Consider the following 13006-nt stretch of genomic DNA (forward strand, 5'->3'; position numbering starts at 1 on the left):
GCGAAAAGACCTATGAACTCCGTTTTTGATGAATTGTATCAAAAATATCATCATGACGTTTTTCAATTTTTATTTTATATGGTGAAAAGCAGGGAATTGGCAGAGGACCTTGTTCAGGAAGTATACATCCGTGTTCTCAAGGCTTATGACAGGTTCGAAGGGAAAAGCAGTGAAAAAACCTGGCTGTTTTCTATCGCGAAGAATGTCGCGATCGATCATTTCCGAAAACAGAAGGGCTGGAAGCAGCGATTGCTTGAAACCTTCGATATGTCTGCACGGCAGGTAAGGGATGAGCAGCCGCTGCCGGAGGAAATGGCGCTTCAAAGTGAAGAAATCCAAATGATGTACAAGTGCCTCGATCAATGCACAGTCGACCAGCGTATGGTCATCATCATGCGCTATATACATGAACTGACGATATCCGAGACGGCCGAAGCTTTATCGTGGACGGAAAGCAAGGTCAAGACTACACAGCACCGTGCTTTGAAGACACTGAAAAAGCTTATGGAAGAAATGATTGAAAAGGAAGGGATGACTAGTGAAAAAGTCACAGCTAAGCGATAAGCAGCTAGAAGATCTCCTCGGCCAGATGCCAAAGATAAAAGACCATCGCGACTCTCGTGACATTTATCAGAATATCGCCCATCGAGTGGAAAAAAGAAAGAAAATGCCCGCATGGATCATTCCAGGTGCGGCTCTCGCTGCGGTACTCTTCCTCGCCTTTATTCTTTCCCCAGGATTGTTGGGAAACAATACTTCTGAACAAATGAGCATGGACAGTAAATCTGCTACGGGAGAAAAATCATCCATGGAAATGGATACTGCAATCAGCGATGATTCAGCAAAGAAAAGTGCTGTTGAGAAGGAAAACACACTCTTGAGGGATTCAGCAGATAAGAAAGAAGAGGCTGAGGAATTCATCAAAATGGATAAAGCCAATCCATATGACGGGCTGATTTCTGTATATCCAGATGAGTTCGATACTGAGGCTTCAGAAATCTTCACCTATGCAATTCCCGACCAGCAGGCGCAGGCTGTTGTGCCAGTTACGGTAACAAGGCCGAAGGAAACGGGGAAAACCTGGATCGAGAGCTATACGGAAACAATGCAAATGCTTAAGGAAGTGGACTGGGGGCTTACTGATTATTACCCAATGGATGCTTCCTGGAGCTATGAGGAAGCGACAAAAACATTGAGCATAGATGTTAAAGAAGATCACCCTTTTAGAAATGGAAGTACACCAAACGTAATTTTCGTTGATGCAATGACACAAAATTTTTCTCGAAAAGGCATCGAGAGAATGATGTTGACAACAGAGGGTAACCCGGGGATTGACTTAGGGAACTATGGTCAAATGGAAGAACTTCCACTTAATGCCAAAACAACAAAAAGAAGAGCATACTTGTTCTTGTCGGTGGAAGGGATGTCAAATCCATACCTTGTACCGACAAAAGAACAGCATAAGACAATTACAGAAGCATTTGCGCAGATGTGGAAGGGAGATGAAATTGGGTATCTTTCACCTTCACTTCCGGAAAACTTCAAGCTTGCAAAAACTGAATCTAATGATAAAGTGCTCGAGATTACCTTGAAGGATGAAACGAAGCTGCAGGAAGATTTCATGCCGAATCTCGAGGCAATCCTGATGACAGCGAGCGAGTTTGATTATAAAGGTGTAAGGTTTACTAATGCAAACATTGACCAGCTTGGGCCTTTCAATTTGAAAGAAGTACTACCGCTGCCACTTGCTCCAAACAAAAAGAATATCGAAAGTGAATAAATGAGCTGCTGTCTTTGAAAAAGCAACTGAATATTTTTTTGAAAAAGGAAGGCCGTGCAGGTCTTCCTTTTTTGCGTTGTAGTGAATGTAACTAATTTTCCTTCTTTTGCATAAAAAAGCAGCTAACCACCAATTATAACGAATGTGCTTTTTAGCTGCTGCTTTTCCATACCGCAGTTCTATTTTCGTACAGGCTGTCATAGGGATGGAAAGGGAGTAAAAAGTTAAGGAGGAAGAAAATGCAGGATTATATAAAGCGATTGCTCATTGCCGGGTTAATGGCACTCTGTATCAGCTTGCTGTTTCTTGGCGGAAAGCACTCTCAGGCAGAAATGCTCGATATACCGGAACTGACTTCAGACTGGGTATGGCCGGCAGAAGGGGTCATTACAGACCTTTACGGAACACGCCATGGCCATCATAAAGGAATTGATATCGCAGGTGAGCTCAAAACACCTATACATAGTGTTGATCAAGGGATCGTTACAAAATCATATTATTCTGGTTCATACGGTCATGTTGTATTCATTAAGCACGATAACAACCTGGAAACTGTTTATGCACATCTGAATAAAAGGAATGTTGAGGAAGGACAGGCTGTCAAGCAGGGAGATATCATCGGCCTTATGGGCAATACGGGAGATTCCTCAGGTGTCCATCTTCACTTTGAAATCCATAAGGAAAAATGGACATATGAAAAAGAAAATGCTGTGGACCCCGTTTTGGCGCTGGGAGACACCGCTGTAGGAGAGCCAGTTGACGCTTTGGCGAAGGTGGAAGAAGTGACAATGGAAACAGTCGCCAGACTGAGGTTAGCTGATGATATTGTGATTAATGATCAGCATGGCAGTCTGAAAGCTGAATCTAAGGAAAAGGATCAACAGAAGTCAGCGGAAGCCATTCCGCAGCAACCTGAAATAAAGCATACAGTCAAAGCTGGAGAGACTCTTTGGTCGATCGCAAAAATCTATCATACATCTGTAGATTCAATCAAGCAAAGTAATCAGCTTTATGGGGATCAAATATCCCGTGGTACTGTTTTGGTGATCGGGAAACCTGCTGACAATAAGTACGTCGTAGTTTCCGGGGACACTTTGATTTCGATTGCCAGGAAGACAAATACAACTGTCAGCCAGTTGAAAGCATTGAACAACTTGACTACGGACACAATCAAGCCGCAGCAAATATTGGATACCCGATAAGCAAATTCTTGTTCCTATCATCACTTGAAAGTATAATGGGGAAAAGAGTCGCAAAGGGGATGGGGACGATGCTGACGGATTATCATAATCATCTGGAAAGAGGCACATTGACACTCGATTATTTGAAGCAGTTTACGGATACAGCGAGCTCAAAAGGAATTCAGCATTTCGGGATATCAGAACATGCATATCACTTTTATCAAACAGCGGACATTTTGCGGAATAGCTGGGTGGATGAACGAAGATTTTATGATATGGCTGATTATGTCGGTCTATTTGAAGAAGCCTGGAGAAATGAAATTGACGTGAAGATGTCCATTGAGATGGATTACACCCCAGGCAAACATGAAGAAATGGAACGATTCATCAAAAGCTACGATTTTGATTATGTAATCGGATCGATTCATTGGATTGGCGATTTTGGGATTGACCTGGCTGAATATCGAAAAGAATGGGATAAAAGGGACTTAAAGGATGTATACCGAAACTACTTTGACCAGGTCGTGACCCTTGCGCAGTCTGACTTGTTTGATATTATTGGACATATTGATCTTGTGAAAATCTTTAACTATGTCCCCGAAGATGAAAGTTTTCTATTGGAACAGTATGACAGGGCGACAACAGCACTGGCGCAATCAAAGACTTGCGTCGAAATAAGTACTGCTGGATTACGGAAACCTACTCAAACATTGTATCCAGATAAAAGGCTATTGCAAATGTGCCTTGATAAAAAAATTCCGATCGTATTATCATCGGATGCCCATGTCCCTGAACATGTTGGCGCGGATTTTGATCAGGCTCTTGAGCTTGCGAAAGAGGTTGGCTACAAAGAGATCATGACTTTTTCAAAAGGAGAACGAAAAGCTTTTCCGCTGGGTTAAGCTTGATTGGCGGACGAATAAAAAACAGGCCTCCAATTCAGATTCGAGGCCTGCTTCGTGTATTTAGAGAATAATGCTATTGATTGTTACGATATCTTGCAGTGACCCGAGCTTGGCGATCATATCATTCGAAAGCGGCTTGTCAAAGGATAGGACCATTATCGCTTCTCCGCCAGCTTCCTTTCTGCCAACCTGCATGGTTGCGATGTTCACATCATGGTCGCCAAGTATCCTTCCTACATGGCCGATTACACCAGGACGGTCCATATGCTGGATATATAGCAGGTTGCCTGATGGATGGAAATCAATGTTAAATCCATCGAGACTGACAATCCTTGGGCCGTAGTTTTCTATATAAGTTCCTCTCACTGTAAAATCATCTCCGTCTCCGCTTGCGGTGATGGTCACGGTGTTTGCATAGCCGAACGAGTTTCCGGTCACTTTTTCCCCGACCATGATTCCACGCTCTTTCGCGATATGAATCGCATTCACTTCATTCACCTTCACATCAATTCGATTTTCGAAAAAACCTGAAAGTAGTGCTTTTGTCAAAAAGGAGGTTTCAAGTTCAGCAGCCGTCCCTGAATAGGTGGCTGTCAATTCATTTACGCCTTTGTTATGGCATTCCGATACGATTTTCCCCATTTCCTTTGCAAGCTGGTGGAAAGGCTGTATTTTTTCATAAATTTCTTTGGACATGGCCGGCAGATTAATTGAGTTGGCAACAGGATTATTTTCAAAAAAAGTCCTGATTTCCCTGGCAACCTGAGTAGCGACATTCAACTGTGCTTCTTTCGTTGAGGCGCCAAGGTGTGGGGTGACAATGACGGAATCAAATTTAAGTAAAGGGTGTTCCCCTGGGGGTTCGACTTCGAAAACATCGAGGGCAGCACCTGCTACGTGGCCTTTTTCGATAAAGTGGGCGAGGGCCATCTCATCGATGATTCCGCCTCTGGCGCAATTGAGGAGATAGACCCCTTTTTTCGTCTGGCTCAAAGTCCTTTCGTTAAGAAGCCCTTTTGTTTCTTTCGTCAAAGGAGTGTGGACGGAGATGATATCCGCTTCCTGAAGAACGTTGTCGAAAGTAGATAATTGTACTCCTAAGACATCTGCTCGTTCTTTCGTTAAAAATGGATCGTACACCTTAACGGACATGCCGAAAGCCCTTGCCCTTTTGGCAAGCTCGGATCCGATCCTTCCTAATCCGATGATTCCCAATGTTTTGCTGTGAAGTTCATTCCCGATAAACTGATTTCTTTTCCATTCCCCATTTTTTACGGTTGAGTGTGCCTGCGGGATATTCCTCATCAATGCAGACATCATCGCAAAAGTATGTTCAGCAGTGGAAATCGTATTGCCGTCTGGGGCGTTGACGACGACAATCCCTCTTTTCGTCGCTGCGGCAATATCAATATTATCAACACCGACACCTGCACGTCCGATGATTTTCAGTGAAGGCATGGAGTCGAGCAGCTCGGCCGTCACCTTTGTCGCACTTCTTACTAATAACGCGTCGACTTTTTCCAAACTGACAAGTCCGGAATCAATTCCCCCTGTGTACACTTCTGCCTGCTCCCACTCCAGCAATGGCTGCAAGCCTTGTTCTTTGATTGAATCAGCAGCTAACACTTGAAACATTTTTGCCCACTCCCTTATGTAAATAAAAATAATTTTCTGATTATTTTACAAGACGAATATTCTTTTGTCAAATCCTCTTAATGTTCTTGAATTCAATGTAAACGCTCCCATAAAAAGAAGTCACTATTGGGATTTAAGGTTGATTTTCCGAATTTTGCAGGCTTTTCCTAATCATATTCAGCCAGGAAGGAGTATAGGATTGATTTGGTGCGGACATAAAAACGTCACAAGCAAACATCTTCACAAAAATTCTTTTTTTCAGTATAATAAACATGTTAATTAAATATGGTCTATCTTCGGGGCAGGGTGAAATTCCCGATCGGCGGTAATGAGTATCTTCTCTAAGCCCGCGAGCCTTTTGAGGCAGGATTTGGTGCGATTCCAAAGCCGACAGTATAGTCTGGATGGGAGAAGATGGAGGTTCTGCAGACGTTCAAAAAATGCAGGTTTGAACGTTTATTAAGCATGCCTTAGTCAATTCTCCCTCAAGCATAAAACTTGGGGGATTTTATTTGTCTATGGGTATGTGAATGCTGAACCTTTCTTCTTTATGTGAGATGGATCTCTATAAGGAGAGAGGGAAATGAAAAAATTTAGTGTAAAAGCAATGGTTTCAATTGGAATGTTGAGCAGTATATCTTATGTTTTGATGCTGCTGAATTTTCCGCTGCCGCCGTTTCCAAAATTCTTGATGGTCGATTTCAGTGATATTCCTGCATTGATCGCTGCTTTGATCTTCGGTCCGGCAGCTGGTATTTTAGTAGAACTTATAAAGAATATCCTTGATTACTTCATGACAGGCAGTGAAACTGGAGTGCCAGTAGGCCATGCTGCCAACTTTGCTGCAGGAGTTTTATTCATTCTGCCAACTTACTATCTGTATCAGCGGGTAAAAACTAAAAAGGGAATGACATTTGCCTTAGTGGCAGGGACGATCAGCATGGCCATTCTGATGAGTGTCCTTAATTACTATGTATTCCTGCCTGCTTATACATTGTTCCTGAATATGCCGGCAATGTCTGGTCCAGAAACAAAACAGTTTATTGTGGCGGGTATCCTGCCTTTCAACTTTGTTAAAGGCCTGATGATGTCTATTGTGTTCATGCTAATGTTCACGAGAATGAAAACGTGGATCGAAAGACAGCAAAATTATAAGAGTGCCTAATTTTATAATTGACGATATAAAGCAACGGCCTGCACCGTTGCTTTTTTGGTGCTTTTTCCCAGACACAATAAAAAAATTCCCGCTTAGGAAGCGGGAATTTATGTATGGTCTTATTCGAACTTCGTTGCGTCTCCGTCGAATGGCTCGTCAGCAACCTTGATTGAGTCAGTCGGGCATCCTTCAAATGCATCCATCATGTCATCGATCAATACGTCTGGAATTTCAACGATACCTTCGTTGTCATCAAGTGTTACGAATGCGATGCCTTCATCGTCGTAATCATAGATATCTGGAGCAGCTGCACCGCAAGCTCCACATGCAATACAAGTTTCTTTGTCAACAATTGTGTACTTAGCCATGATATAATTCCTCCCAAGTGTTTAACAATAATATGCTGTTTTCACCAATATCAGTGAAAACGTATTCCTCATATCTATTGTAAAACTGTATCGCCAACATTTCAATAAAAAAAAGTATTGAGAATGCTTATCAGATAAGGCGTTGAATGGATTTTACGCTGAAAATAAAACATTCTGCTCGACATTTTCATGTTAAAATAATGGTATATTATTTTTCTGCTATAGCAGGACAGGAATTTTTTCCGTCAGCTTTGTTTATTATACCCAAAAAATGTGGCAGGCAAATGGATGGAAAAATGTTTTAAGCCATCAAAGCATTAATTTCAAGGGTGATAGTATGAGGATAACCTATTTGGAGTCTGTTATTTTGTCGATATTGAAAAGAATCAATGGTGAGAGGACGATTTATTCTGTGTTTCACCTTTTACAGGGCAAACGCTCATCACAGACTATCCAGGATGCTCATCTATATAAAATCACCCCGTATTTCTCTACATACTCTTCTGTTACCCGGGATGGACTGGAAAAAATGGTCGGAAGGCTGAAGCACAGCGGTTTGGTAGAGGAGATAGCAGAATCGAAAGTTAAATTAACGTCCGGAGGGGAAGAGGTACTTGAACAGCGTTTATCTCAATGTACTCTCCCGAAATTTTTAAATGGCTGGAAGTACCATCAGGTAACTGAGTCCTTCTGGGAAAGATTGACTCTGCTCATCCAGGTGAGTTCGAATCTGATCAATCAAGAACGATCCTATATCCCCATCAGGAATAAACCGGAAACACTTAGCTGGGTGAAGAGATATATCAGACAGCAAAATGAAGATCGCTATTTACTGGCTGAAAGGCTGTATGAAGAACTTATTTCAGCACTTGAGAATGAGGGGACCAGACCGGAATTGGTCGTGTTAAGGTTAACCGGTTTCAAGAAGATCGGCTTGACGATCATGCAGGCTTCTGAACGGACTGGCATAGAACCGGCTCATTATCATTATGAGTTTCTGAATTGTATGCATGCCATGTTCGACAAGATTACCGGTGACCCATACGTATATCCGCTTTTGAGTGGATTGTTGAATAAGGCAGAACGAGAGGTGCCATTGACGCTTTCAACCGACAAAACGTATAAATTTCTTAAAAGGGGCTACAGCCTTGATGAAATAGCCGCTGTCAGAAACCTTAAGCACAGCACGATCGAGGATCATATTGTAGAAATTGTGCTTACAATAAAGGAATTTGATATAGATCACTTTGTACCATCTGATAAAAAGGAAAGAATATTGATGGCTGCACAGCAAAATTCCGCAAAAAAACTGAAACAAATTAAAGAACGCGTGGCTGATGCCTCTTATTTTGAAATCAGGCTTGTTCTCGCTAAATATGGTGATGCCGAATGGAACTGAAACATTATCTGGCTAAATATTTTCATTTTACTGATTTCCGTCCGGGACAGCGTGAAACAATTGAAGCTGTCTTAGAGAAAAATCATACTATATCGATGCTGCCGACAGGTACAGGAAAGTCACTTTGCTATCAGTTACCAGGTTACCTGCTTGATGGTCCAGTTTTGGTTGTATCACCACTTCTGTCGCTGATGCAGGACCAGGTTGAGCAAATGATGGCCATGGGTGAAAAGAGAGTGATTGCCTTAAATTCCTTCTTATCTCCGCGGCAAAAGGCCCAGGGACTTGAGCAACTCGAAAAATTCAAATATATTTTCATATCTCCTGAAATGCTGGGGATTGATTCAATATTGGATCGGCTGATGAAGCTGTCTGTGTCCCTTTTTGTTGTGGATGAGGCCCACTGTATCTCACAGTGGGGTTATGATTTCAGGCCTGACTATCTTAAGCTTGGGGAATACCGCAAGAAGCTTGGACAACCGTTGACGCTTGCATTAACAGCCACTGCCACAAAGGAAGTTCGCAGAGATATTGCTGAAAAGCTTTGTCTTGAGGAATGGAATGAGATAGTCTATTCGGTGGACCGTCCATCTATTTCGCTCACTCTCGAACAAGCATCGTCATTCCAGGAAAAGCTGGAAAGGACAACCGAGCTGGTGAAATACCTAAAAGGGCCTGGGATCATCTACTTTTCAAGCAAGAAAGTGGCTGAACAAACAGCCGCACATTTGAGGGAGAAGGGCAGCAAGAATGTCATGGCTTATCACGGAGGACTTGATTCGGAAAGCCGGGTCCTGATCCAGCAGCAGTTCATCAATGGTCAGCTTGATGTGGTTTGTGCCACCAGCGCTTTTGGAATGGGCATCAATAAAGATAATGTACGGTATGTAATCCATTTTCACATGCCAATGCAAATCGAATCGTATCTTCAGGAAATCGGCAGAGCCGCAAGAGATGGTTTGGATTCCATCGCCGTTTTGCTGTATTCTCCAGGAGATGAACAGCTGGCGTACCAGCTCGCCGAAGCAGAACTTCCAGATCAGTACCAGGTGGAACGATTGTTCGGATTTTTAATTGAACATCAAATACCTTACCATGATTTGGACCATCGGGCCGAAGAGCTATCAATGATATGCGGATTCACGGAGATACAATGGAGGATTGTCGAAGAATACCTGTCCAGTCTTGGGAATGTAAATTATAAAGCCGATTCGGAAAATATGATTCAATTGATTGATAACCGTTTGTCTGTGAAAAAGCAGAAGATCCGGAGCATGCTTGAATGGATCCAGACAAAGGAATGCAAAAGAGCATTTATCCTGGAAACATTCAATGAACAACTGGCAGGAAAGCCTGAGAATTGCTGCAGCTGCTGTGGTATAAATATGGAGCATTATAAAGAAACCAAATCATCCATTGAACATGAGGAAACTGTGATGGATTGGAAGCGTGATTTGGCTTCAATTTTATTGATAAGTGAGCGGATAGAATGAAAGATCGGTATAAGGAAACCGTGGCGGGGCTTACTGAAAAGGAACTGCTTTTCCATCTTGCGGCTACTCAAATTTTACTATTAACGATTTCGTCCATTTTGGGTATGATAGTGTTTGATAGTATAAAAGAATTCACGGAATTATTCGTTTGGGATGATCAGAATATTTTGACGTACGGTTTAGGGGCAGGGGCGGCAGTTGTCGCGCTGGACGTCGTCCTTATGAAATATCTGCCGAAATCGTATTATGACGATGGTGGGCTGAACGAAAGAATATTCAGGAATAGAAGCGTCTCCCAGATCATGCTGATTGCAGCGGTGGTTGCTGCCAGTGAGGAAATACTCTTTCGGGGAGTCATCCAGACAAATACAGGTCTGATCATTTCGAGCATCATTTTTGCAGTCGTTCATTACCGTTATTTGTTCAATTGGTTTTTGTTTACTAATATTATCTTATTGAGTTTCTTGATTGGCTTTATATATATGGTCACGCACAACCTGGCAGTGACCATTATCATGCATTTTGTTATTGATTTCATCTTAGGTTTGATCATAAAATTCAGAACTCATGCAGCAAATGGGGGTACAGGAAGTGAATAAGGAAAAACCGATCAGGGACCAGGCGGAGCGGCTGAGAAAAAGGGTAGAACGCAAGTCTGATAGTAAAGTTGAGAAAAAGGATGCACTGCCGCCAAGAAGTGAGATCCATAGACAAAAACAGAAAAAAACGAAAGTGAAAGTTAAATACCCGGTGATCAGGCTGATGGCATTATTTTTCATTTTGCTGCCCATTACCTTTTTCAGCATCCTTTCCTATCTGGATGGTGAAGGTGGACCCTTGAATAAAACGCTTGAACGGGCTGGCGTGGAAATGATCAATGTTGAGAGTAAAGAAGACTGGAAAGACATAAAACAGGAAGAAGAAGATGCGGCACCGGTGTTAGAAGAAGTTTCCGGACCAACAGATGAAATCGAGGCAGCAGCAGCTGCTGCGCCTTCACCTTCACCTGCATCTTCCAATAACAGCGACAAGGACTCAACAGACACTGGTGCGGGTGGAGAGAAGGAAACGGTGGAGGGACAAGCGGCAGCCACTCCTGATCATAAGGATGAACAGGCATCCCCGACGACCTCATCCAACTCTGATGAAGGAGAAACCGCAAGCGAAGAAACAATCCTCTATCATACAGTAAAACCGAGTGAAACTTTATTCAGGGTGGCGATGACCTATTATAAGTCCCAGGATGGGATTCCGATCATCCAGAAAGCGAACAACCTGAAGGGCAATGAAATCAAGGCAGGACAAGTTCTTAAAATACCGATTAAAAATTAGCCGGAGTGAAAACTTCCGGCATTTTTTATTTCCCAAACTGAAGTAATCCGAAGGCATGATTTTTTTTGCTGAACAACATAACTTCATGGACAAGTTCATAAAAATGTAATGAGGGGAGGGCTTGCCATGGAACAGGAAATCATGAATCTGGATGACCGTACAGATCCTGCGACTAAAAGGATGCTGCAAAATGTAATAGACCGGAAGAAAAAGTTCGAACGGTATAAATCAAGACATCTTTTATCCGTTTGGGCAACTATAGGGTTGATTTCGATTTATTTCTACTATCTTTATATAACGGTGATGAAGCCGTATTCTTATTCATTCGCCGAGATTTTTTCTGTTTATGTACAGAATTCTGCAAATCTATATTTCCTCATTTTTACGGTAGGAACCTACGGATTAATGATTCTGTTGAAGGAGAAACGTGAAAAGGCCGAGAAAGAATATCAGGCTTTACGATGTGAGATTGTTGACCGCAGCAAGGATTTATGGAAAAAAGAAGATGAATGGAAGAGCCGGCATATTGTATTCGATATGATGAAAAAGAAATATGATATTAATCTTTATCATGAAAACAAATAAGAAGCATCCAGTTCGGATGCTTCGGCGTTGTCTAGAAAACTTTCTTTTTGCCCTGGTCCTCCTTGATGATTTCCACTGCCTCACGGAAACGCTGGGAATGGATGATTTCACGTTCCCGAAGGTACCGCAACCCATCATTAAGGTCAGGGTCATCGCTCAAATTGATAATCCACTGGTAGGTTGCTCTCGCTTTTTCTTCTGCCGCTATATCCTCATATAAATCGGCGATAGGATCACCCTTTGCGGCGATATAGGATGCTGTCCAAGGTACTCCTGCAGCATTATGGTAAAAAATAGCACTATCATGATTCGCATAGTGGGCATCAAGTCCTGCCTGTTTCATCTGATCAGGGGTTGCATCCTTGGTCAATTTGTAAATCATAGTCGCAATCATTTCCAAATGGGCGAATTCTTCTGTGCCTATATCTGTCAATAATCCTATTACTTTATCAGGAATGGAATAACGCTGGTTCAGGTATCTGAGTGCCGCGGCCAATTCGCCGTCGGCCCCGCCATATTGTTCAACCAGAAATTTGGCGAGCATGGGGTTACAGGTGCTTACTTTTACGGGATATTGCAACTTCTTTTCATAAAGCCACATTTTCCTTACCCCCTCCTAAGTTGAATTTAAATTTGCCAAGGCCACGGACCTTCTGACCAGTTCCATGGATAACCGGAATAGCTGTTGCCATATTGCTGGAGAGGACCATACATGCTTTCAACAACCTTTTTCAATCTGCGCCTTTCTTTAGCGAACTGGTTGAACTGGTTGATGGCATCATAATCCTCAGGGTGGGTATCGAGATACAGGGTAAGTTCAACAAGAACAAAATCAACCGCCTGAAGTTCTTCCATCGCCGCATAAAATTCCTTCGGCAATTGTTTCATGAGTGGTCCTCCTCCGTTGGAGCCTCGTATGGTGAATACCAGGGATCATAGAACACCTTCCACAGGGTCCCTGTCCTCAATGCTTGCATTGGTGTGAACTGTTCAAGATTGGGCGGCTGGAAGCCCAGGAATAGATTCGGTGGTGTGGAATACGTTTTCGCCTTGATAGGCGGACAAGGATCGAAGGGACTGGCGTATGGGTACCAAACTCTTCTGTATGTTGACAAGCTAAGCCCTCCTCTATATAAACTTCATTTCATTTTATGAGCAAAGTTTCGTTTCAT

Annotated in this window: 15 protein-coding genes and 1 riboswitch; of the genes, 10 read left to right on the forward strand and 5 right to left on the reverse strand. The window is 42.6% G+C overall.

Features of this window, described 5'->3' with window-relative positions; all coding sequences use genetic code 11:
- The first annotated feature begins 12 nt into the window (after nucleotides 1-12).
- From sigX to FS736_RS10600, 4 genes are all read left to right on the forward strand, one after another.
- Nucleotides 13-564: an RNA polymerase sigma factor SigX gene (gene sigX, locus FS736_RS10585; RefSeq protein ID WP_144476663.1), complete on the forward strand. Its 552-nt coding sequence runs from the start codon at nucleotides 13-15 to the stop codon at nucleotides 562-564.
- Nucleotides 539-1780: a hypothetical protein gene (locus FS736_RS10590; protein WP_144476666.1), complete on the forward strand. Its 1242-nt coding sequence runs from the start codon at nucleotides 539-541 to the stop codon at nucleotides 1778-1780. Before sigX ends, FS736_RS10590 begins: the two co-directional genes overlap by 26 nt.
- A 239-nt stretch (nucleotides 1781-2019) precedes the next feature.
- Nucleotides 2020-2982 carry a M23 family metallopeptidase gene (locus tag FS736_RS10595; RefSeq protein WP_144476669.1) on the forward strand — a complete coding sequence of 321 codons (963 nt, stop codon included), beginning with the start codon at nucleotides 2020-2022 and terminating at the stop codon, nucleotides 2980-2982.
- Nucleotides 2983-3050: 68 nt separating this feature from the next.
- Complete coding sequence (locus FS736_RS10600; RefSeq protein ID WP_144476672.1) at nucleotides 3051-3863, forward strand: histidinol-phosphatase; 813 nt, start codon at nucleotides 3051-3053, stop codon at nucleotides 3861-3863.
- 63 nt (nucleotides 3864-3926) lie between these two features.
- Here FS736_RS10600 and serA read toward each other — a convergent pair whose 3' ends face one another.
- Entirely contained in the window at nucleotides 3927-5501 is a 1575-nt protein-coding gene (gene serA / locus FS736_RS10605; RefSeq protein WP_144476675.1) for a phosphoglycerate dehydrogenase, read from the reverse strand.
- Between the two features lie 288 nt (nucleotides 5502-5789).
- Nucleotides 5790-5921, forward strand: a riboswitch (FMN riboswitch).
- Between the two features lie 163 nt (nucleotides 5922-6084).
- On the opposite strand from serA, the gene FS736_RS10610 reads away from it, so the two are divergent.
- Nucleotides 6085-6666 carry an ECF transporter S component gene (locus FS736_RS10610; RefSeq protein ID WP_144476679.1) on the forward strand — a complete coding sequence of 194 codons (582 nt, stop codon included), beginning with the start codon at nucleotides 6085-6087 and terminating at the stop codon, nucleotides 6664-6666.
- A gap of 110 nt (nucleotides 6667-6776) precedes the next feature.
- Here FS736_RS10610 and FS736_RS10615 read toward each other — a convergent pair whose 3' ends face one another.
- Nucleotides 6777-7025 carry a ferredoxin gene (locus tag FS736_RS10615; RefSeq protein ID WP_079509594.1) on the reverse strand — a complete coding sequence of 83 codons (249 nt, stop codon included), beginning with the start codon at nucleotides 7023-7025 and terminating at the stop codon, nucleotides 6777-6779.
- Nucleotides 7026-7392: 367 nt separating this feature from the next.
- On the opposite strand from FS736_RS10615, the gene FS736_RS10620 reads away from it, so the two are divergent.
- The 5 genes from FS736_RS10620 to FS736_RS10640 all read left to right on the forward strand — a co-directional run bounded on the left by FS736_RS10620 (nucleotide 7393) and on the right by FS736_RS10640 (nucleotide 11834).
- The gene (locus tag FS736_RS10620; protein ID WP_260983580.1) at nucleotides 7393-8424 is read left to right on the forward strand and encodes a YpbB family protein; all 1032 of its coding nucleotides are present in this window, start codon (nucleotides 7393-7395) and stop codon (nucleotides 8422-8424) included.
- Complete coding sequence (locus tag FS736_RS10625) at nucleotides 8415-9917, forward strand: RecQ family ATP-dependent DNA helicase (protein WP_144476684.1); 1503 nt, start codon at nucleotides 8415-8417, stop codon at nucleotides 9915-9917. The genes FS736_RS10620 and FS736_RS10625 overlap by 10 nt, the downstream gene beginning before the upstream one ends.
- A complete protein-coding gene (locus FS736_RS10630; RefSeq protein ID WP_144476687.1) occupies nucleotides 9914-10516 on the forward strand; it encodes a CPBP family intramembrane glutamic endopeptidase in 603 nt (200 codons plus the stop codon). Before FS736_RS10625 ends, FS736_RS10630 begins: the two co-directional genes overlap by 4 nt.
- Nucleotides 10509-11249, forward strand: coding sequence for a LysM peptidoglycan-binding domain-containing protein (locus tag FS736_RS10635; protein WP_144476689.1), 741 nt, complete (start codon nucleotides 10509-10511; stop codon nucleotides 11247-11249). Before FS736_RS10630 ends, FS736_RS10635 begins: the two co-directional genes overlap by 8 nt.
- 126 nt (nucleotides 11250-11375) lie before the next feature.
- Entirely contained in the window at nucleotides 11376-11834 is a 459-nt protein-coding gene (locus FS736_RS10640) for a YpbF family protein (protein ID WP_144476692.1), read from the forward strand.
- Between the two features lie 31 nt (nucleotides 11835-11865).
- Here the strand turns inward: FS736_RS10640 and FS736_RS10645 are convergent, their stop codons facing one another.
- The 3 genes from FS736_RS10645 to FS736_RS10655 are packed head-to-tail and all read right to left on the reverse strand — an operon-like array spanning nucleotide 11866 to nucleotide 12949.
- Nucleotides 11866-12435: a manganese catalase family protein gene (locus FS736_RS10645; RefSeq protein WP_144476695.1), complete on the reverse strand. Its 570-nt coding sequence runs from the start codon at nucleotides 12433-12435 to the stop codon at nucleotides 11866-11868.
- Between the two features lie 26 nt (nucleotides 12436-12461).
- On the reverse strand, nucleotides 12462-12722 hold the full coding sequence (locus FS736_RS10650) for a spore coat protein CotJB (RefSeq protein ID WP_144476697.1): 261 nt from the start codon (nucleotides 12720-12722) through the stop codon (nucleotides 12462-12464).
- A complete protein-coding gene (locus tag FS736_RS10655; RefSeq protein ID WP_144476699.1) occupies nucleotides 12719-12949 on the reverse strand; it encodes a spore coat associated protein CotJA in 231 nt (76 codons plus the stop codon). Before FS736_RS10655 ends, FS736_RS10650 begins: the two co-directional genes overlap by 4 nt.
- Nucleotides 12950-13006 lie beyond the last annotated feature (57 nt).

It is taken from the genome of Cytobacillus oceanisediminis 2691, assembly GCF_007678455.1.
Classification (GTDB): Bacteria; Bacillota; Bacilli; order Bacillales; family Cytobacillaceae; genus Mesobacillus; species Mesobacillus oceanisediminis_A.

Bases quoted from the DNA above. Each gene is read 5' to 3' on its own strand.
- serA (WP_144476675.1), bottom strand. From the start codon at position 5,501: ATGTTTCAAGTGTTAGCTGCTGATTCAATCAAAGAACAAGGCTTGCAG.
- FS736_RS10610 (WP_144476679.1), top strand. From the start codon at position 6,085: ATGAAAAAATTTAGTGTAAAAGCAATGGTTTCAATTGGAATGTTGAGC.
- FS736_RS10645 (WP_144476695.1), bottom strand. From the start codon at position 12,435: ATGTGGCTTTATGAAAAGAAGTTGCAATATCCCGTAAAAGTAAGCACC.
- FS736_RS10600 (WP_144476672.1), top strand. From the start codon at position 3,051: ATGCTGACGGATTATCATAATCATCTGGAAAGAGGCACATTGACACTC.
- FS736_RS10630 (WP_144476687.1), top strand. From the start codon at position 9,914: ATGAAAGATCGGTATAAGGAAACCGTGGCGGGGCTTACTGAAAAGGAA.
- FS736_RS10595 (WP_144476669.1), top strand. From the start codon at position 2,020: ATGCAGGATTATATAAAGCGATTGCTCATTGCCGGGTTAATGGCACTC.
- sigX (WP_144476663.1), top strand. From the start codon at position 13: ATGAACTCCGTTTTTGATGAATTGTATCAAAAATATCATCATGACGTT.
- FS736_RS10615 (WP_079509594.1), bottom strand. From the start codon at position 7,025: ATGGCTAAGTACACAATTGTTGACAAAGAAACTTGTATTGCATGTGGA.
- FS736_RS10640 (WP_144476692.1), top strand. From the start codon at position 11,376: ATGGAACAGGAAATCATGAATCTGGATGACCGTACAGATCCTGCGACT.
- FS736_RS10625 (WP_144476684.1), top strand. From the start codon at position 8,415: ATGGAACTGAAACATTATCTGGCTAAATATTTTCATTTTACTGATTTC.
- FS736_RS10650 (WP_144476697.1), bottom strand. From the start codon at position 12,722: ATGAAACAATTGCCGAAGGAATTTTATGCGGCGATGGAAGAACTTCAG.